This window comes from Kitasatospora sp. NPDC023176 (assembly GCF_055560495.1).
Genome location: NZ_JBVHIP010000034.1, coordinates 87,373 through 109,703 on the forward strand (window position 1 = coordinate 87,373; position 22,331 = coordinate 109,703).

General features: G+C 76.8%; 2 protein-coding genes. Both read left to right on the forward strand.

From position 1 onward, the window contains the following. Positions 1 to 65 precede the first annotated feature (65 nt). Positions 66 to 16,280: a type I polyketide synthase gene (locus ACZ3YL_RS33780; protein ID WP_465661154.1), complete on the forward strand. Its 16,215-nt coding sequence runs from the start codon at positions 66 to 68 to the stop codon at positions 16,278 to 16,280. Positions 16,281 to 16,350: 70 nt separating this feature from the next. Beyond that, positions 16,351 to 22,331, forward strand: a 5,981-nt coding sequence (locus ACZ3YL_RS33785) for an SDR family NAD(P)-dependent oxidoreductase (RefSeq protein ID WP_465661156.1), incomplete at its 3' end; no start/stop codon positions are given.

Below are 22,331 nucleotides of genomic sequence, written 5' to 3' on the forward strand. Positions count from 1 at the left end.
CCGGCGTACGGCAGGGCCCTCCCGAGCGGCGTTCCTGGCAGACCCCCGGAGAGGTTGACGTCCCGATGTCGAACGAAGACAAGCTCCGCGACTACCTGAAGCGGGCGATCGCGGACCTTCACGAGACCCGCGAGCAGCTCCGCGAGGTGACCGAGCAGCACCGGGAGCCGATCGCCGTGGTCGGCATGGCCTGCCGGCTGCCGGGTGGGGTCGCCTCCCCGGAGGAGCTCTGGGAGCTGGTGCGCGACGGCGTCGACGCCGTCTCCGCCTTCCCCGCCGACCGCGGCTGGGACCTGCCCGAGGGCGCCGTCACCTCCCGGGAGAGCGGATTCCTGCACGACGCGGGCGAGTTCGACGCCGGGTTCTTCGGCATCTCGCCGCGCGAGGCGCTCGCCATGGACCCGCAGCAGCGGATCCTCCTGGAGACCGCCTGGGAGGCCGTCGAACGGGCGGGCATCGACCCGGGGACCCTCACCGGCACCCCGACCGGCGTGTTCGTCGGCGCCGGGCACGGCGGCTACGACAGCGCCGCCACCGCCGGTGGCCAGGTCGCCGAGACCGCCGCCGGACACCTCCTGACCGGCAACACCGTCAGCGTCGCCTCCGGCCGCATCTCCTACGTCCTCGGCCTCGAAGGCCCGGCCATCACGGTCGACACCGCGTGCTCCTCCTCGCTCGTCGCCCTGCACCTCGCCGTCCAGTCGCTGCGCCGCGGCGAGTGCACGCTCGCGCTCGCGGGCGGCGTGACGGTGATGTCGAGCCCGCAGATGTTCACCGAGTTCTCCCGGCAGGGCGGCCTCGCCGCCGACGGCCGGTGCAAGCCCTTCGCGGCGGCGGCCGACGGCACCGCGTGGAGCGAGGGCGCGTCCGTCCTCCTGGTCGAGCGGCTCTCGGACGCGCGGCGCCTCGGGCACCCGGTGCTGGCCGTCGTGCGCGGCTCCGCCGTCAACCAGGACGGTGCCTCCAACGGGCTGACGGCGCCCAACGGCCCCTCCCAGCAGCGGGTGATCCGGGCCGCCCTGGCCGACGCCGGTCTGACGCCCGCCGAGGTGGACGCCGTCGAGGCGCACGGGACCGGGACGACGCTGGGTGACCCGATCGAGGCCCAGGCGCTCCTCGCGACGTACGGGCAGGACCGCGAACGGCCCGTGCTCATCGGCGCGTTGAAGTCCAACACCGGCCACACCCAGGCCGCCTCCGGTGTGGCCGGGGTGATCAAGACGGTGCTCGCGATGCGGCACGGCCTGCTGCCGCGCACCCTGCACCTCGACGCCCCGACCCCGCACGTCGACTGGGCCGCCGGCGCCGCCGAACTGCTGGGCGAGGCCCGCGCGTGGCCCGAGGTCGACCGTCCGTGGCGCGCCGCCGTGTCCTCCTTCGGCGTCAGCGGCACCAACGCGCACGTCGTGCTGGAGGCGGCGCCGGCGGAGCCCGCCGGTGACGTCGCGCCCGAGACGGTGCCCGACGCGGTGCTGCCGTGGCTGCTGTCGGCGCACGACGAGACGGCCCTGCGGGCCCAGGCCGGACGCCTGGCCACCCACCTCCGGACGCGCGGACCGCTCGCCCCGGCCGACGTCGCGTACTCCCTGGCGACCGGCCGGACGGCCATGGCGCACCGGGCCGTCGTCGTCTCGGCCGACCCGGACGAGCGCCTGCGCGCCCTGGAGGCCCTGGCGGCCGGGGGCGAAGGAGCGGGCCTCGTGACGGGCGTGGCGGAGAAGGGGGCGACGGCGTTCCTGTTCTCCGGGCAGGGGTCGCAGCGGCTCGGGATGGGGCGGGAGTTGTATGCCCGGTTCCCGGTGTTCGCCGAGGCCTTCGATGCGGTCTGTGCGCAGTTCGACCCGGCCTTGCGCGAGGTGGTGTGGGGTTCGGACGAGGAGCTGCTGAACCGGACTGCGTACGCCCAGGCAGGGTTGTTCGCGGTCGAGGTGGCGTTGTACCGGCTGGTCGAATCGCTGGGCGTGCGGCCGGAGTTCGTGGCCGGGCACTCGATCGGTGAGGTGGCTGCGGCGTATGTGGCCGGGGTGTTCTCGCTGGAGGACGCGTGCACGCTGGTCGCGGCCCGGGGCCGCTTGATGCAGGCGCTTCCGGCGGGTGGCGCGATGCTGGCGGTGCAGGCGACGGAGGACGAAGTCCTGCCGCTGCTGGGCGAGTTCGTGTCGATCGCGGCCGTCAACGGCCCGATGTCGGTCGTCGTGTCCGGCACGGACGAGGCGGTCGCGGAGATCGCCGCGCACTTCGCCGATCGCAAGACGACGCGGCTGCGCGTCTCCCACGCGTTCCACTCGCCGCTGATGGACCCGATGCTGGAGGACTTCCGTACGGTCCTCGACGGGCTGACGTACCACGCGCCGTCGATCCCGCTGGTCTCCAACCTGACCGGTGGACTGGCTGAGGGCGTCGAGTCGCCGGACTACTGGGTGCGCCACGTCCGCGAGGCCGTCCGCTTCGCCGACGGCATCCGCACGCTCGAAGCCGCGGGTGTCACCCGCTTCCTCGAACTCGGCCCGGACGGCGTCCTCACCGCCATGGCGGCCGAGTCGCTGCCCGCCGAGGTTGCGCCGGCCGCCGTGCTCCGCAAGGACCGCCCCGAGGAGCCGGCCGTCCTGGAGGCCCTCGCCCGCCTGCACGTGCGGGGCGCGGGCCCGGACTGGGCGGCGGTGCTCGCCGGGTCCGGCGGTCGCCGCGTCGACCTGCCCACGTACGCGTTCCAGCGGCAGCGCTTCTGGCTGCCCGAGCTCCGGCGCCGCGACGCCGGCGCCGCCTCGGCCGACCCGGTCGAGGACGCGTTCTGGGCGGCCGTCGAAGCCGGCGACCTGCGGGAGGCGTCGGCCGTCCTCGGGATCGCGGAGCAGTCCGCCGAGGCCTCGCTGGACCTCCTGCTGCCCGTCCTCGCCTCCTGGCGCGGGCAACGGCGCCTGCTGAGCGCGCTCGACGGCTGGACGTACGGGACCACCTGGGTGCCCGTGCGTCGTCTCACCGACGCCGTACCGCAGGGGCGTTGGCTCGCCGTCGTGCCCGAGGACGGGGGGGACGCCTGGCCCGCCACCGTCCTCGACGCCCTGGCCGAGCGCGGCCTGCGGATCGCGCGGGTGGCGGGGGCCGGGGCCCTGGACGCGCTGCTCGCGGACGGCTCCGGCGAGCCGGTGGCGGGCGTGCTCTCGTTCCTCGCCGCCGACGGCCGCCCGGACTCCGGGTATCGCCTCGTGCCCCGGTACCTGCCCGCGACCGTCGGGCTGCTGCGCACCCTGGAGGCGGCCGGCGGTCCGGCGAGGCTCTGGTGCCTCACCCGGGGAGCCGTCGCGGCCGAGGGCGCGGACCGCGTGAGCGAGCCCGAGCAGGCGCAGCTGTGGGGCCTCGGCCGGGTGGCCGCGCTGGAGCACCCGCAGCGCTGGGGCGGCCTGATCGACCTGCCCGCCACCCCCGACGCCCGCACCGCCGTCCGCCTGGCGGGCCTCCTCGCCCAGAGCACCGAGGACCAGCTCGCCCTGCGCGGCTCCGGCGCCTACGCCCGCCGCCTGACCCGGCACCGGTCGGCCGGGCCGGTGACCGCCGCGGGCACGGAGGACTGGACCGCGCCGACCGGAACCATTCTGGTCACCGGCGGTACGGGCGCGCTGGGCGCCCGGGTGGCCCGGTGGCTGGCCGCCGCCGGAGCCGAGCACCTGCTGCTGGTCGGGCGGCGCGGCCCGGAGGCTCCCGGCGCGCGGGAGCTCAGCGCCGACCTGACCGCCCTCGGGGCCAGGGTCACCGTCGCCGCCTGTGACGTCGCCGACCGGGAAGCCCTCGCCGCCCTGCTCGCCGAGCACCCGCCGACCGGCGTCGTGCACGCGGCCGGCGTCCTCGACGACGGAGTCCTGGACGGCCTGACCGTCGACCGGTTCGACGCCGTGCTGCGCGCCAAGGCCGTCGCCGCCCGCAACCTCCACGAGCTGACGGCCGGGCACGACCTGGCGCTGTTCGTGCTGTTCTCCTCGATCACCGGTGTCCTGGGCAACCCCGGCCAGGCCAACTACGCCGCCGCGAACGCCTACCTCGACGCCCTGGCCGAGCACCGCCGCGCCGCCGGGCTGCCCGCCGTCTCCGTCGCCTGGGGCCCGTGGGCCGGCGGCGGCATGGCGGCGGACCACCCGGGCCTCACCGGGCGGATGCGGCGCGGCGGCCTCACACCGATGGATCCGGACCGGGCGCTCGCCGCGCTGCGCCGGGCCCTCGCAACGGACACCTCCGGGCTCACCGTGGCCGACGTCGACTGGAGCGCCCTCGCACCCGTGCTCACCGCCGCCCGTCCGAGCGCGCTGATCGCGGACCTGCCGGAGGTCCGTCGCGCGGCCCACCCGCAAGCCGCCGGGACGGCCGACGAATCGCCGCTGGCCGGGCAGCTGCGCGGCCGCAGCGCCGACGAGCGGGAACGCCTGCTGCTGGAGCTCGTCCGTACCGAGGCCGCCGCCGTCCTCGGGCACGCCTCCACCGCGACGGTCGACGCCGCCCGGGCGTTCCGGGACCTCGGGTTCGACTCGCTGACCGCCGTCGAGCTGCGCAACCGCCTCACCGCCGCGACCGGGCTGCGCCTGCCCGCCACCCTGCTGTTCGACCGGCCGACCCCGGCCGCCGTCGCCGCGCACCTGCGCGCCGAACTGGCCGGCACGGCCGCCGGCGAAGCGTTCACGGCCCCCGCTGTCGCCGCCGACGAGCCGATCGCGATCGTCGCGATGGCCTGCCGCTTCCCCGGCGGCGTGGAGTCGCCGGAGGACCTCTGGCAGCTGCTCGCCGAGGGCCGCGACGCGGTGGGCCCGTTCCCGGCCGACCGCGGTTGGGACACCGACCGCCTGCACCACCCGGATCCGGACCACGAGGGCACCAGTTACGTCGCCGAGGGCGCGTTCCTCACCGCCCCGGCCGACTTCGACGCCGCCTTCTTCGGCATCTCGCCGCGCGAGGCCCTCGCGATGGACCCGCAGCAGCGGCTCCTGCTGGAGACGGTCTGGGAGGCCGTCGAGCGCTCCGGCATCGACCCCGGGGCGCTGCGCGGCTCGCGGACCGGCGTGTTCGTCGGCTCCAACTTCCAGGACTACCAGGTGCTGCTGGACCCGGCCCGGGAGGGCGTCGCCGGGCACGTGATGACGGGAAACGCCGCGAGCGTGATCTCCGGGCGCGTCGCCTACACCCTCGGCCTGGAGGGCCCGGCCGTCACGGTCGACACCGCGTGCTCCTCCTCGCTGGTCGCCCTGCACCTGGCCGCCCAGGCCCTTCGCCGCGGTGAGTGCTCGCTGGCGCTCGCGGGCGGTGTGACGGTGATGTCCACGCCGCAGGTGTTCGTCGAGTTCTCCCGCCAGCGCGGCCTGGCTCCCGATGGCCGCTGCAAGCCGTTCGCCGCCGCTGCGGACGGGACGGGCTGGGCCGAGGGCGTCGGCGTGCTGCTCGTCGAGCGGCTCTCGGACGCGCGGCGCCTCGGGCACCCGGTGCTCGCCGTCGTGCGCGGCTCCGCCGTCAACCAGGACGGCGCCTCCAACGGCCTCACCGCGCCGAACGGCCCGTCGCAGCAACGGGTGATCCGGGCCGCGCTGGCCGACGCCGGTCTGACGCCCGCCGAGGTGGATGCCGTCGAGGCGCACGGCACCGGCACCCGCCTCGGCGACCCGATCGAGGCCCAGGCCCTGCTCGCCGCCTACGGCCAGGACCGCGAACTCCCGCTGCTCCTGGGCTCGGTGAAGTCCAACCTCGGCCACACCCAGGCCGCCGCCGGCGTGGCCGGCGTGATGAAGACCGTGCTCGCGATGCGGCACGGCGAGCTCCCGAAGTCCCTGCACATCGACGGGCCGACCGCGCAGGTCGACTGGAGCTCCGGCGCCGTCGAGCTGCTGCGCGAGGCCCGGGCGTGGCCCGCGACCGGACGGCCGCCGCGCGCCGGCGTCTCCTCGTTCGGCGTCAGCGGCACCAACGCCCACGTGATCCTGGAAGCCGCGCCCGCAGCGGAGCCGCTGCCCGAGCCCGCGTCGGAGCGCCCGGCCCCCGCCCGTCCCCTGCCCTGGCTGCTGTCCGCCCGGACGCCCGACGCCGTGCGCGAGCAGGCTCGCCGGCTCGCCGCCCACGTCCGTGCGGCCGAACCCGCCCCCGACGACGTCGCCCGCTCCCTCGCCACCACCCGAGCCGCCCTGGAGCACCGTGCGGCCGTCGTCGCGCCCGACCGGGCGGCGCTCCTGGACGGCCTGGACGCGCTCGCCGACGGCCGCGCCACCCCCGCCGTCCTGGAGGGCCAGGCCGCGGGGGAGGGCGCACCGGTCTTCGTCTTCCCCGGCCAGGGCTCCCAGTGGGCCGGCATGGCCGTCGAACTCCTCGACACCGCACCGGTGTTCGCGCAGCGCTTCGCCGAGTGCGCAGCCGCGCTGGAGCCGTTCACCGACTGGTCGGCGACGGACGTGCTGCGCGGCGAGCCCGGTGCGCCGGGCTTCGAGCGGGTCGACGTCGTGCAGCCAGTGCTGTTCGCCGTCATGGTCTCGCTCGCCGAACTGTGGCGCGCGCACGGCGTCGAACCGGCCGCCGTCCTCGGCCACTCGCAGGGCGAGATCGCCGCCGCCTGCGTGGCCGGCGCGCTCTCCCTGGACGACGCCGCCCGCGTCGTCGCCCTGCGCAGCCGGGCGATCCGCAAGCTCGCGGGCCTCGGCGGCATGGTCTCGGTGGCCGAGCCGGTCGCCGCCGTCCGCGAGCGCCTGACGCGCTGGGACGAGCGCATCTCCGTCGCCGCCGTCAACGGCCCCGGCTCGGTGGTCGTCTCGGGCGACCCCGAGGCCCTGGACGAGCTGATCGCCGACTGCGAGCGGTCCGGCGTGCGGGCCCGCCGCGTCCCCGTCGACTACGCCTCGCACTCCGCCCACGTCGAGCGCATCGAGCACGAGCTGCTCGACCTCCTCGCGCCGATCGCCCCGCGCAGCGCCGACGTCCCGTTCTGCTCGACCGTCACCGGCACCGTGCTCGACACCGCCGGGCTGGACGCCGCCTACTGGTACCGCAACCTGCGCCACACCGTGGAGTTCGAGCAGGCCACCCGCACCCTGCTGGCCGCCGGACACCGGGTGTTCGTCGAGGTCAGCCCGCACCCCGTGGTGACCACCGGCGTCCAGGAGACGATCGAGGACAGCGGCCTGCCCGCCGCCGCCCTCGGCACCCTGCGCCGCGACGAGGGCGGCCCCGGCCGCTTCCTCCTCGCCCTCGCCGACGCCCGCAACCACGGCGCCCGGGTGGACTGGGACCTGCTCTTCGCCGGTACCGGCGCGCGCGCCGTCGAGCTGCCGACCTACCCGTTCCAGCGGCAGCGCTACTGGCCGCGCCCGGGCGGGACGGGCGGCGACGTCACCACGGCGGGGCTGGCCGCGCCGGAGCACCCGCTGCTCGGCGCCGCCGTCGAACTCGCCCAGGGCGGCGGGCTGGTGGCCACCGCCCGCTGGTCGCTGCACACCCACCCCTGGCTCGCCGACCACGCCGTCGCGGGGACCGTCGTGGTGCCCGGCGCCGCGCTGGTCGAGGCGGTCGTCCGGGCCGGCGACGAGCTCGGCTGCGGGCGCATCGAGGAACTCACCCTGCACGCGCCCGTCCTGCTTCCCGAGCGCGGCGCGCTCCAGGTGCAGATCGAGGTCGGAGCCCCTGACGACACGGGCCGGCGTCCCGTCGCCCTGCACACTCGCCCGGCCGACGCGAACGCGGAGGGCTGGACCCGGCACGCCGACGGCAGCGTCGCCCCCGCCAGGGCCGGGGCCCAGCCGGCGTCGGCGCCCGCGCCGGGGGCCGACGCCTGGCCGCCCGCCGGCGCCGAGCCGATCGACGTCAGCGGCTTCTATCCGGGCCTGAGCGAGGACGGCTACGGCTACGGCCCGGTGTTCCAGGGCGTGCGCGCGGCCTGGCGCCTCGGCACCGCCGTCCACGCCGAGGTCGAGCTGCCCGCGCCGGCCCGCGCCGACGCCGCCCGCTACGGCCTGCACCCCGCCCTCCTCGACGCCGCCCTGCACCCCGCCGGGCTCGGCCCGCTGCGGGGCCGCCCCGGGCTGCCGTTCGCCTGGACCGGCGTCACCCTCCACGCCGCCGGGGCCACCGCGCTGCGGGTGACCCTCACCCCGGCCGGGCCCGACACGGTGTCCGTCGAGATGGCCGACCCGACGGGCCGCCCGGTGGCCGCCATCGAGGCACTGGCGGTGCGCCCGCTCGCCCAGGCCGCCCTCGATCCGGCCGCCCGGGTGGCCCGCGAGGCGCTCTTCCACGTCGACTGGCCGGCCCTGACCCTCCCCGAGCCCGGACCGGCCCCCGCCCGCTGGTCCGTCCTCGGCGAGCCGCCCGCCCACGCGGCGGCCCTCGCCGGGGCGGGGATCACGTTCACCGACGAGGCGGACGTCACGCTCGTCGGACTGACCGGCGACGACCCGCTCGCCGCCCTCGAACGCGCCCTCGCCGTCCTCCAGGACTGGCTCGCCGACGACCGCCCCGACACCACCCTGCTCGTGACCACCCGCCGCGCCGTCGCCGCCGACCCCGCCGAGGACGTCCACGACCTGCCCGCCGCCGCCGTCCACGGCCTCGTCCGCTCCGCCCAGAGCGAGCACCCCGGCCGGATCGTCCTCGCCGACCTGGACGACGACCCCGCCTCCTGGCACGCCCTGCCCGCCGCGCTCGCCACCGGCGAACCCCGGCTCGCGCTGCGCCACGGCGCCGCCCACGCCCCCCGCCTGGCCCGCGCCCACACCGCCGAGCCGCTGCCCGTGCCCGACGGCCCGTGGCGCCTCGACATCCGCACCAAGGGCACCGTCGACAACCTCGAACTCCTGCCGAGCCCCGACACGGCCGCGCCGCTCGAAGCGGGCGAGGTCCGCATCGAGGTCCACGCCGCCGGCCTCAACTTCCGCGACGTCCTCAACTCCCTCGGCATGTACCCGGGCGGCGCCCGCTTCCTCGGCTCCGAGGCCGCCGGCGTCGTGCGCGAACTCGGCCCCGGCGTCACCGGACTCGCCGTCGGCGACCGCGTGCTGGGCATGGTCCCCGGCGGGTTCGGCCCGCTCGCCGTCACCGACCACCGCCTGCTCGCCCGCGTCCCCCGGGGCTGGACCTTCGCCCAGGCCGCGTCCGTCCCCGTCGTCTTCCTCACCGCCTACTACGCCCTGCGCGACCTCGCCGACCTCCAGCGCGGCGAACGCCTCCTCGTGCACGCCGCGACCGGCGGCGTCGGCATGGCCGCCACCCAGCTCGCCCGCCTCTGGGGCGCCGAGGTCTACGGCACCGCGAGCGAGGCCAAGCAGCACCTCCTGCGCGCCGACGGCCTGCCCGACACGGCCATCGCCTCCTCCCGCACCCTCGACTTCGAGGAGCGCTTCCGCACCGCCACCGGCGGCGCGGGCGTGGACGTCGTCCTCAACTCCCTCGCGGGGGAGTACGTCGACGCCTCGCTGCGCCTCCTCGGCCCCGGCGGGCGGCTGATCGAGATGGGCAGGACCGACGTCCGCGACGCCGAGGAGGTCGCCGCCGCCCACGGCGGCGCCCGCTACCAGGCCTTCGTCCTCCAGGAGGCCGGGCCCGAGCGGATCGGGCAGATGCTCGCCGACCTGGTCGAGCTGTTCGAGCAGGGCGCCCTGCGGCCGCTCCCGCTCACCTGCTGGGACGTCACCCGCGCCCGCGAGGCCTTCCGGTACATGGCCCAGGCCCGGCACACCGGCAAGATCGTGCTCACCGTCCCGCGCCCCTGGGCCGCCGACGGCACCGTCCTGATCACCGGCGGCACCGGCACCCTCGGCGCCGAACTCGCCCGCCACCTGGTCACCGCACGCGGCGTGCGGCACCTGCTGCTCGCCGGCCGCAGCGGCCCCGACACCCCCGGCGCGGCAGCCCTCACCGAGGAGCTGACCGCCCTCGGCGCCGAGGTCACCGTCGCCGCGTGCGACGCCGCCGACCGCGAAGCCCTGGCGGCCCTCCTGGCCGCCGTGCCCGCCGAGCACCCGCTCACGGCCGTCGTCCACGCCGCCGGACTCCTCGACGACGGCGTGGTCGAAGGCCTGACGCCCGACCGGCTCGCCGCCGTCCTGCGCCCCAAGGCCGACGCGGCCCGCCACCTGCACGAGCTCACCCGCGGCCTCGACCTCGCCGACCTCGTCCTGTTCTCCTCCGCCGCCGGCGTCTTCGGCTCGCCCGGCCAGGGCAACTACGCCGCCGCCAACGCCTGGCTCGACGCCCTCGCCCAGCACCGCCGCGTCGCCGGCCTGCCCACCACCGCCCTCGCCTGGGGCCTGTGGGCGCAGGCCAGCACGATGACCGCGCACCTCGGCGCGACCGACCGGGCCCGCGCCGAGCAGTCCGGCGCGCTGACCCTCAGTACCCCCGACGGCCTCGCCCTGTTCGACGCGGCCCTCGCCGACCACCGCGCCCTCCTCGTGCCCGTCCGCCTCGACACCGCCGCCCTGCGAGCCCGCGGCGCGGCCGAACTCCCGTCCCTGCTGCGGACGTTGCTGCGCTCATCGGTGGGCACCCCGGCCCGCCGCACCGCGCAGAGCGCCCAGGCCGCCGACGGGCTCCGCGCCCGCCTCGCCGGGCTCACCGCGGCCGACCGCACCGCGGCGCTGCTCGACCTGGTGAACGGCTGCACCGCCGCCGTCCTCGGCCACTCCCCGGCCGACCAGGTCCACGCCGCGCGCACCTTCCGCGAGCTCGGCCTCGACTCGCTGACCGCCGTCGAACTGCGCAACCGCCTCAACACCGCGACCGGCCTGCGGCTGCCCGCGACCCTGGTCTTCGACCACCCCACCCCCGGGGCGCTCGCCGGGCACCTCGCCGACGGCCTCACCGGCACCGGCACCGGCACGGCGACCGGGGCCGGCACCGTGCTGCAGGCCGCCGACGAGCCGATCGCGATCGTCGGCATGGCCTGCCGCTTCCCCGGCGGCGTCGCCACCCCCGAGGAGCTGTGGACGCTGCTGTCCACCGGCACCGACGCCGTCGCCGCCTTCCCCGCCGACCGTGGCTGGGACCTCGACCGCCTCTACGACGGCATCCCCGACCACCCCGACTCCTCCCGCACCCGCGAGGGCGGCTTCCTCGCCGACGCCGCCGGGTTCGACGCCGCGTTCTTCGGCGTCAGTCCCAACGAGGCCCTCGCGATGGACCCGCAGCAGCGGCTCCTCCTGGAGACCTCGTGGGAGGCCATCGAACGCGCCGGCATCGACCCCGGCACGCTGCGCGGCAGCCGCACCGGCGTGTTCGCCGGCCTGTCCTCCAGCGACTACCTCGACCGGGTCGGCCGCGTCCCCGAGGAGGCCGCGCCGTACGTCAGCACCGGCAACGCCGCGAGCGTGATCTCCGGGCGCGTCGCCTACACCCTCGGCCTGGAGGGCCCGGCCGTCACCGTCGACACCGCGTGCTCCTCGTCCCTGGTGGCGCTCCACCTCGCGATCCGCGCGCTGCGCGGCGGAGAGTGCACGCTCGCCCTCGCGAGCGGCGTCACCGTGATGTCCACGCCGATGATCCCGGTCGACTTCGCCCGCCAGCGCGGCCTGGCCGCCGACGGGCGCTGCAAGCCCTTCGCCGACGCCGCCGACGGCACCGGCTTCTCCGAGGGCGTCGGCGTGCTGCTCGTCGAGCGACTCTCGGACGCGCGGCGCCTCGGGCACCCGGTGCTGGCCGTCGTGCGCGGCTCCGCCGTCAACCAGGACGGCGCCTCCAACGGGCTCAGCGCCCCGAACGGCCCGTCGCAGCAACGGGTGGTCCGGGCCGCGCTGGCCGACGCCGGTCTGACGCCCGCCGAGGTGGACGCCGTCGAGGCGCACGGCACCGGCACCCGCCTCGGCGACCCGATCGAGGCCCAGGCGCTCCTCGCCACGTACGGCCAGGACCGCGAACTCCCGCTCCTCGTCGGCTCGGTGAAGTCCAACCTCGGCCACACCCAGGCCGCCGCCGGGGTCGCCGGGGTGATGAAGACTGTCCTCGCCCTGCGGCACGCCGCCCTCCCGCAGAGCCTCCACATCGACCGGCCCAGCACGCACGTGGACTGGGCGGAGGGCGCCGTCGAGCTGCTGGAAGAGCCCCGCGACTGGCCCGCCACCGGACGGCCCCGCCGCGCCGGCGTCTCCTCCTTCGGCCTCAGCGGCACCAACGCCCACGTGATCCTCGAACAGGCCCCCGAGCCGGCGGCTCCGGTGCCCGCGCCCGAGCGCCCCGCCCTGCCCTGGCTGCTCTCCGCCCGCAGCGCCGAGGCCCTGCGCGGCCAGGCCCGCGCCCTGCTCGACCACCTCGACGCCCCCGACACCGACACCGGCGCCGCCGCCGCGCCGCTCGACCTCGCCCACTCCCTCGCCACCGGCCGCGCCCTGCTGGAGCACCGCGCCGCCGTCGTCGGCACGGACGTCGAGGACCTGCGCGCAGGCCTCGCCGCGCTCGCCGACGGCACGCCCGCCCCGGGCGTCGTCACCGGCCGGCACGCCGCCGGGCGCGACCGCCGGGCCGTCCTCGTCTTTCCCGGCCAGGGCTCCCAGTGGGCCGGCATGGGTGCCGAACTGATCGACGCCTCGCCCGAGTTCGCCGAGCGGATCGCCGCCTGCGAACAGGCCCTCGCCCCCTGGACGGACTGGTCGCTCGGCGCCGTCCTGCGCGGCGAGCCCGACGCACCCCCGCTCGACCGCGTCGACGTCGCCCAGCCCGCCCTGTGGGCCACCATGATCGCGCTCGCCGCCTGCTGGCAGGCCCACGGCGTCACCCCCGCCGCCGTCCTCGGCCACTCCCAGGGCGAGATCGCCGCCGCCTGCGTGGCCGGCGCGCTCTCCCTGGAGGACGGCGCGAAGGTCGTCGCCCTGCGCAGCCAGGCCATCGCCCGCGACCTCTCCGGCCACGGCGGCATGGTGTCCGTGCCGCAGGCCCACGCCGACGTCCTCACCCGCATCGAGCCCTACGGCGGCCGGATCTCGGTGGCCGCCGCCAACGGCCCGGCCGGCGTCGTCGTCTCCGGCGAGCCCGACGCCCTCGACGACCTCCTGGCCGGCTGCGCCCGCGACGGCGTCCGGGCCAAGCGGATCCCCGTCGACTACGCCTCCCACTCCGCCCAGGTCGAGCGGATCGAGGAGACCCTCCGCGCCGAACTCGCCGGGCTGACCACGCGCGGGGCCCGCATCCCGTTCTTCTCCACCGTCACCGCCGACTGGCTCGGCGACACCCCGCTCGACGCCGGGTACTGGTACCGGAACCTGCGGCAGACCGTCCGCCTGGAGGAGTCCGTCCGCGCCCTGCTCGCCCAGGGCCACGACGCCTTCCTCGAATGCAGCCCGCACCCCGTGCTCGCCATGGCCGTCGAGGACACCGCGGCCGACGCGGGCGCCCGGGCCGTCGTGCTCGGCACCGTCCGGCGCGAGGACGGCGGCCCGGCCCGGCTGCTGACCTCCCTCGCCGAGGCCCACGTGCGGGGCGTGCGGATCGACTGGCGGCCCGCCCTCGTCGGTGGCCGGACCGTCGACCTGCCCACCTACGCCTTCCAGCGCCGCCGCTACTGGCTCGCCCAGGACGCCGCCCGCACGGGCGCGCCCCTCGACCCCTGCGGGCTGGACCGCGCCGTCCGCCTCGCGGACACCGACACCGTGCTGCTCACCGGCCGGCTCGGCACCACGACGCACCCGTGGACGGCCGACCACCGGGTGCGCGGCACCGTCGTCGTGCCGGGTACCGCGCTGCTCGACTGGGCCGTGCGGGCCGGCGACGAGGCCGGCTGCCCCACCGTCGCCGAGCTCACCGAGCTCACCCCGCTGACCCTGCCCGAGCACGGCACCGTCGACCTCCAGCTCACCGCGGGACCGGCGGACACCGACGGCCGTCGGGCCCTCACCGTCCACGCCCGCCCGACCGGCGCGCCCGACAACACCCCGTGGACCCGCCACGCCACCGGCACCCTGAGCGGCCGCGCCGCCACCGGCACGCCCCTCACGGACTGGCCGCCACGCGACGCCACGGCGGTGGAGACGGTGGAAGGCGCCGAGTACGGCGAGCGCTTCCGTACCGTCCTGGCGCGCTGGCGGCGCGGCGACGAGCTGTTCGCCGAGGTCGCCCTGCCCGAGGAGCACCGCACCGAGACGGCCGGCTTCCGCGTCCACCCCGGCCTGCTCCAGGCCCTGCTCGCCGCCCTGCCCGCCGAAACCGAACCGGGCGGCACCGAACCGGGCGGCGCCGACCCCGCCCAGCCCGCCGACTGGCGGGGCGTCACCGTCCACGCCACCGGCGCCGCAGCGCTCCGCGTCCGGCTCGCCCCGGCCGTCGACGGCGGCCACACGCTCACCGCCGCCGACGCCGACGGCGCCCCCGTGCTCACCGCCGAGGCCGTCACCGTCCGCCCGATCGCGGCCGAGCACCTCGCTCCGGTGGCCGACCCGCTCTACGCGGTCGACTGGGCCCCGGTCGAGACTCCCGCCGACCGCCGTGACCACCTGGCCGTCCTCGGCGAGGACGACGCGCTCGCCGCCACCCTCGGCGCCCGCGCCTACGCCGACCTCGCCGAACTCACCGCCGCGCTCGACGCCGGCGAGCCCGCACCCGCCACCGTCGTCCACCGCCTCACCGCGGCCGACGACGGCGACCCCGTCACCGCCGCGCACCGTGCCGTCCGGGCCGCCCACGGCCTCGCCCGCGCCTGGCTCGGCGAACCGCGCCTCGCCGCCGCCCGCCTCGCCCTGCTCACCCGCGGCGCCGAGGCCACGGCCCCCGGCGACGTCACCGTCCTCGCCCAGGCAGCGGCCCACGGACTCATCCGCTCCGCCCAGTCCGAGAACCCCGGCCGCTTCCTCCTCGTCGACCTCGACGACGACCCGGTCTCCGACGCCGCCCTGCCCTGCGTCCTCGCCGCCCCCGACGAGCCGCGCCTGGCCGTCCGCGGCGGCGCGGTGACGGCGCCCCGGCTGCGCCTCCTGGCCGCCGGGGAAGGCCGGGCCTGGACCTGGAACCCCGCCGGCACCGTCCTGATCACCGGCGGCACCGGCACCCTCGGCGCCCTCGTCGCCCGCCACCTCGTCACCGAACACGGCGTCCGCCACCTCCTGCTCACCGGCCGCCGCGGCCCCGGCGCGCCCGGCGCGGCCGAACTCCTCGCCGACCTCGCGGCCCTCGGCGCCGACGCCCGCGTCGCCGCCTGCGACACCGCCGACCGCGCCGCCCTCGACGCGCTCCTCGCCACCGTCCCCGCCGAACACCCGCTCACCGGCGTCGTCCACGCCGCCGGAGTCCTGCACGACGGGCTGCTCGAAAGCCTGACCGACGACCAGCTCACCGAGGTGCTGCGCCCCAAGGCGGACGCCGCCTGGAACCTCCACCGAGCGACCCGGCACCTGGACCTCTCGGCCTTCGTCCTGTTCTCCTCCTTCGCCGCCACGGCCGGCGGCCCCGGCCAGGCCAACTACGCCGCCGCCAACGCCTTCCTCGACGCCCTCGCCCACCGCCGCCGTGCCGAGGGCCTCCCGGCCGTCTCCCTGGCGTGGGGATACTGGGGAGAATCGAGTGGAATGACGGCCACGCTGGGTGCCGTGGACATCGCCCGCTTCACGCGCTCCGGCATGCTGCCGCTCACGGTCGGCCAGGGCCTCGCCCTGCTCGACGCCGCGAGCCGCATCGACCGACCGCACCTGGCCCCGATCCGGCTCGACCGGCGCGCCCTTGCCACGACCGGGGACGCGCCGCTCTTCGCCGAGCTCGCGCCCCGCCGCGCCGTCCGGCGCACGGCCGCCGGCACCTCGTCCGGTCCCGGCCGTGGCCGCCTGGACCGGCTGTCCGGCCTCGCCGCCGCGCAGCAGGAGAAGCTGCTGCTGGACGTCGTCGTCGGACACCTCGCCGCCGTCCTCGGCCACGGCTCGCCCAAGGCCGTCGACCCCGAGCGCGGATTCCTCGACCTCGGCATGTCCTCGCTGACCGCCGTCGAGCTGCGCAACCGCCTCAACGCCGAACTCGGCCTGCGGCTGCCCACCACGACGATCTTCGACCACCCGTCGCCCACCGCCCTCGCCGGGCGGCTGCGCGAGCTCGTCGGCGCGCCCGTCACCGCTGGGAGCCGGCCCGTCTTCGCCGAACTGGACGACCTGGAGACCGCGCTCTCGGCCACCGAGCTGGACGCCGACTCCCGCACCCGGCTCCTCGCCCGCCTCAGGAGCCTCCAGTGGCGGCTCGACGGCTCCTCCGGGCCCGCCGACGGGCCGGCCACGGCCGCCGACGGGCCGGACGACGCGCTCGACGACACCACCGACGACGAGATGTTCGACCTGATCGACCGCGAACTCGGACTCGCCTGAGGGCCGCGCGCGGACCCGCCGCTGCCCCGCGAACCCGTACCACCCTTCCGAACTGCGAGGTTTCCCACCCATGGCCAGCACGTCCGAGGACAAGCTCCGCGACTACCTCAAGAAGGTCACCGCGGACCTGCGGCGCACGAAGCTGCGCCTGGAGTCCGTCGAGGCGAGGGACGCCGAGCCGATCGCGATCATCGGGATGGCCTGCCGCTACCCCGGCGGCGTCCGCACCCCGGAGGACCTCTGGCGGCTGGTCGCCGACGGCGCCGACGCCATCGGTGACCTCCCGGAAGACCGAGGATGGGACACCGGGGGCCTCTACGACCCCGCCCCCGGCACCCCCGGCAAGAGCTACGTGCGCCACGGCGGATTCCTCGACGGCGTCGCGGACTTCGACGCCGAGCTGTTCGGCATAGCCCCCCGCGAGGCCCTCGCCATGGACCCGCAGCAGCGGCTCCTGCTCGAATCCGCCTGGGAGGCCGTCGAGCGCGCCCGGATCGCCCCCGCCGCCCTGCGCGGCAGCGACACCGGCGTCTTCATCGGTGGCGCCGACACCGACTACGGCTCCCTCGCCCGGCAGACCGACGAGACCGAGGGACACCTGCTCACCGGCGGCGCCGTCAGCGTCCTCTCCGGCCGGATCGCCTACACCCTCGGCCTGGAGGGCCCGGCCGTCACCGTCGACACCGCGTGCTCCTCCGCCCTCGTCGCGCTCCACCTCGCGGTCCGCGCGCTGCGCGCCGGCGAGTGCTCGATGGCCGTCGCCGGCGGCGTCGCCGTCATGCCGACCCCCCGGCTGTTCACCGAGTTCTCCCGTCAGCGCGGCCTCGCCCCCGACGGGCGCTGCAAGCCCTTCGCGGAGGCGGCGGACGGCACCTCCTGGGCCGAGGGCGTCGGCGTCCTGCTCGTCGAGCGGCTCTCGGACGCCCGGCGCCTCGGCCACGAGGTGCTCGCCGTCGTCCGCGGCACCGCCGTCAACCAGGACGGCGCCAGCAGCCGCCTGACCGCGCCCAACGGCCCCTCCCAGCAGCGCGTCATCCGCGCCGCCCTCGCCAACGCCCGGCTCACCGCCGACCAGGTCGACGCCGTCGAGGCCCACGGCACCGGCACCACCCTCGGTGACCCGATCGAGGCCCAGGCACTGCTGGCGACGTACGGGCAGGACCGACCGGCCGACCGGCCGCTGTACCTCGGCGGCGTCAAGTCGAACATCGGCCACGCCCAGGCGGCGGCCGGTGTCGCGGGCGTGATCAAGACGGTGATGGCGCTGCGCGCCGGCGTGCTGCCGGCCACCCTGCACGTCGACGAGCCGTCCTCGCACGTGGGCTGGACGGAGGGCGCCGTCGAGCTGCTGACGGAGGCCCGCGACTGGCCGGAGACCGGCCGTCCGCGCCGGGCGGGCGTGTCCGCCTTCGGCATCAGCGGCACCAACGCCCACGTGGTCCTGGAACAGGCGGTGGAGATCCCGGCGGAGGAGCCCTCGGAGGCCGCCCCGGTCCCGGCCGTCGTGCCGTGGGTGCTGAGCGGTCGGACGCCGGACGCGCTGCGTGCCCAGGCCGCCCGCCTGCGCGACGTCGCTGCGGGCCTGCCGGTCGCGGACGTCGCGGCGGCGCTGGCCACGAGCCGGTCGATGCTCACCCACCGGGCCGTGCTGGTCGGTTCGGATCGGGACGCGCTGCTGCGTGGGCTCGACGCGCTGGTGGCGGGTTCGGGCGGGGCCGTCGAGGGAGCGGTCCGGGGCGGCGGGACGGCGTTCCTGTTCTCGGGGCAGGGGTCGCAGCGGCTGGGGATGGGGCGGGAGTTGTACGCTCGCTTCCCGGTGTTCGCGGAGGCGTTCGACGCGGTGTGCGCGGAGCTGGACCTGCCCGTGCGCGAGGTGGCGTGGGGTTCGGACGCGGAGCTGCTGAACCGGACGGAGTACGCCCAGGCGGCGCTCTTCGCCGTCGAGGTCGCGCTGTTCCGGCTGGTCGAATCACTGGGTGTGCGGCCGGAGTTCGTGGGCGGGCACTCGATCGGTGAGGTGGCTGCGGCGCACGTCGCGGGGGTGTTCTCGCTGGCGGACGCCTGTGCCCTGGTGGCTGCTCGCGGCCGGCTGATGCAGGCGCTGCCGGCGGGTGGCGCGATGCTCGCGGTGCAGGCGACGGAGGACGAAGTCCTGCCGCTGCTGGGTGAGTTCGTGTCGATCGCCGCGGTGAACGGCCCGCGCTCGATCGTCGTCTCCGGCACGGAGGAGGCCGTCGCGGAGATCGAGGCGCACTTCGCCGACCGCAAGACGACGCGGTTGCAGGTCTCGCACGCGTTCCACTCGCCGCTGATGGACCCGATGCTGGAGGACTTCCGTACGGTCCTCGACGGGCTGACGTACCAGGCACCTTCGATTCCGCTGGTCTCCAACCTCACCGGCGACCTGGTCGAGGGCCTTCAGGGGCCCGACTACTGGGTGCGCCACGCCCGCGAGGCCGTCCGATTCGCCGACGGTGTGCGCGCGTTGGAGGCTGCCGGCGTCACCCGCTTCCTGGAGCTCGGCCCCGACGGTGTCCTGACGGCGCTGGCGGCCTCCACCCTTTCCGACGACGCCGTGCCGGCCTCCGCCCTCCGCAAGGACCAGGCCGAGGACACGACCCTCCTGACCGCGCTCGCACGCCTGCACGTCACCGGCGCGCCCGTCGACTGGGCCGCCCTCTTCGCCGGCGCCGCCGTCCGCCCGGTCGACCTGCCGACCTACGCCTTCCAGCACCGCCGCTACTGGCCCACCGCCGCCACGACGGCCGGCGACCTCGGCGCCGCCGGCCTCGACACCGCCGACCACCCGCTGCTCTCCGCCTCGCTCGAACTCTCCGACGACGACGGCCTGGTGTTCACCTCCCGGCTCTCCCGCCAGTCACACCCCTGGCTCGCCGACCACGTCGTGCGCGGCAACGTCCTGCTGCCCGGCACCGCGTTCCTCGAACTGGCCGTCCGCGCCGGCGACGAGGCCGGCTGCGACCGCGTCGAGGAGCTGACCCTGGCCGCACCGCTCGTCCTGCCCGAGCACGAGGGCGTCCAGTTGCAACTGCGGGTCGCCGCGGCCGACGAGAACGGCCGCCGGGCCTTCGCCGTCGCCTCCCGGCCCGAGGGCGCGGACGGCCGCGCCTGGGACCAGCACGCGACCGGCGTCCTGGCCGTGGGGGAGGCGCGCACCGCGTTCGACACGTCCGTCTGGCCGCCGACCGGTGCCGAGGCGGTCGACCTGGCCGGGCTGTACGAGGGCATGGCCGACGGCGGCTACGCGTACGGCCCGGTGTTCCGGGGCCTGCGGGCGGCCTGGCGGCGCGGGGACGAGGTCTTCGCCGACGTCGCCCTGCCGGAGGGCACCGAGGGCACCGGCTACGGCCTGCACCCGGCGCTGCTGGACGCCGCGCTGCACGTGACGGCGGTCAACGGGATGCCGCACGGCGTCGTGCCGTTCGCGTGGGAGGACGTGTCACTGCACGCCTCCGGCGCGTCCTCGGTGCGCGTGCGCGTCACGCGGACCGGTGAGGAGTCCGTCGCGGTGGCGGTCGCCGACGCCGAGGGCTCGCCGGTGGCGTCGGTGGGGTCGCTGGCCCTGCGCGCGGTGTCGGCCGGGGAGCCGGCGGCCGGGCGGGACGGGTTGTTCCGGGTGGACTGGGTGCCGGTGAAGGTCTCCGACGTGCCGGAGTTCGTGGCGGTGGGGTCGCTGGTGGAGGTGCCGGTGGAGGTGCCGCCGGTGGTGGTCATCGAGACGGCCGCCGTCGACGACGACGTGCACGCGCGGACGGCGCAGGCGCTGGAGCTGGTGCAGGGCTGGCTGGCGGAGGAGCGTTTCGCGGGCTCGCGGCTGGTGTTCGTGACGCGTGGTGTGGTGGCGGGGGAGGACCTGCCGGGCGCTGCGGTGTGGGGTCTGGTGCGGTCGGCGATGTCGGAGGAGCCGGGCCGGTTCGGCCTGGTGGATCTGGCCGGTTCGGAAGAACTGCCGCCCGCCGCCCTGGGTCTGGACGAGCCGCAGCTGCTCGTGCGCGACGGGGAGGTCTTCGCGGCCCGGCTCGTGCGCGCCGAGTCGGCAGGCGAGCCGGCGGGCGAGCCGGCGGCGTGGGCGGGCGAGGGCACGGTCCTGATCACCGGCGGCACGGGCGGCCTGGGCCGGGTCATGGCCCGGCACCTGGCCGTCCGGCACGGTGTACGGAAGCTGCTGCTGGTCAGCCGCCGGGGCGCGGACGCGGAGGGCACGGCCGAGCTGCTCGCCGAGCTGGCGGAGGCCGGTGCGGAGGCCGTCGTCGAGGCCTGTGACGTCGCCGATCCGGCCGCGGTGGCAGGCCTGTTCGCGCGGCACGAGATCCGCGCGGTCGTCCACACGGCCGGCGTGATCGACGACGGCGTGATCGGCTCCCTGACCGCTTCGAGGGTTTCGGAGGTCCTGCGCCCGAAGGCGGACGCCGCCTGGAACCTGCACCAGGCCACGAAGGCCCGCGAGTTGACGGCCTTCGTCCTGTTCTCCTCCGTCTCCGGCGTCTTCGGCGGCCCGGGGCAGGCCGCCTACGCGGCGGGCAACGCCTACCTCGACGCGCTGGCGCTGCACCGCCGTTCGCTCGGCCTGCCCGCCGTCTCGCAGGCCTGGGGCCCGTGGACCCGCGACGGCGGCATGATCGGCACGCTCTCCGACGTCGACCTGCACCGGATCGCCCGCTCGGGCATGCCGGAGCTCACCCCCGCCGAGGGCGCCGCGCTGTTCGACGCCTCGCTCGCGGCGGGCGAGCCCGCGATCCTGCCGGTCCGGCTGGACCTCGCGGTGCTGCGGGCCCAGGACTCGGTACCCGCCCTGCTGCGCACCCTGGTGCGCGGCCGCGTCCGGCGCGCGGTGGTCGCCGGCTCGGCCGCCTCGGCGGGCCTCGCGCAGCGCCTGTCGGGGCTGGGCGAGGACGAGCGGCGTGCGGCCGTCCTGGAGCTGGTGCGTGACCGGATCGCCCTGGTCCTGGGCCACGATGCCGGCTCGGTCGTCGACCCGTCGCGGGCGTTCCAGGACCTCGGCTTCGACTCGCTGACGGCGGTCGAGCTGCGGAACCGGCTGCGGTCGGCGACCGGTCTTCAGCTGCCGACCACCGTCGTGTTCGACTACCCGACGGCGAGCGCGCTGGCCGGCTTCGTCCTGGAGGGCCTGTTCGGCGCCGAGGAGGCCGACGAACTCCCGGCCGTTCGAGCGGTGTCGTCGGACGACCCGGTGGTCATCGTCGGCATGGCCTGCCGCTACCCGGGTGGCGTCGAGTCGCCGGAGGACCTGTGGCGGCTGGTGGCCGACGGCGTGGACGCGGTGTCCGAGTTCCCGACGAACCGCGGCTGGGACGTCGACTCGCTCTACAGCGAGGACCGGTCCGTCCCGGGCACGTCGTACACTCGGCGGGGCGCGTTCCTGCACACCGCCGGGGAGTTCGACCACGAGTTCTTCGGCATGAGCCCGCGCGAGGCGCTGGCGACCGACGCGCAGCAGCGCCTGCTGCTGGAGACCTCGTGGGAGGCCTTCGAACGGGCCGGCATCGACCCGGTGTCGCTGCGCGGCAGCCGGACCGGCGTCTTCGCGGGCATCATGTACACGGACTACCGCTCGCTCCTCGACGGCGAGGAGTTCGAGGGCTTCCGAGGGAACGGCAGCGCCCCCAGCGTCGCCTCCGGCCGGGTGTCCTACACCTTCGGCTTCGAGGGTCCGGCGGTGACGGTGGACACGGCGTGCTCGTCGTCGCTGGTGGCGATGCACCTGGCGGCGCAGGCGCTGCGCGGCGGTGAGTGCTCGTTGGCGCTCGCGGGTGGCGTGACGGTGATGTCGACGCCGGGGACGTTCGTGGAGTTCTCGCGCCAGGGCGGTCTGTCGGCCGACGGTCGGTGCCGTTCGTTCGCGGACGCGGCGGACGGTGTGGGCTGGGGCGAGGGCGTCGGCATGGTCGTGTTGGAGCGGCTGTCGGACGCCCGCCGGAACGGGCACCGGGTGCTGGCGGTGCTGCGGGGCAGCGCGGTGAACCAGGACGGTGCGTCGAACGGTCTGACGGCGCCGAACGGCCCGTCGCA

What these genes read in the sequence shown, in the direction of transcription:
- ACZ3YL_RS33780 (WP_465661154.1), top strand. Translation starts at nt 66, where the DNA reads ATGTCGAACGAAGACAAGCTCCGCGACTACCTGAAGCGGGCGATCGCG.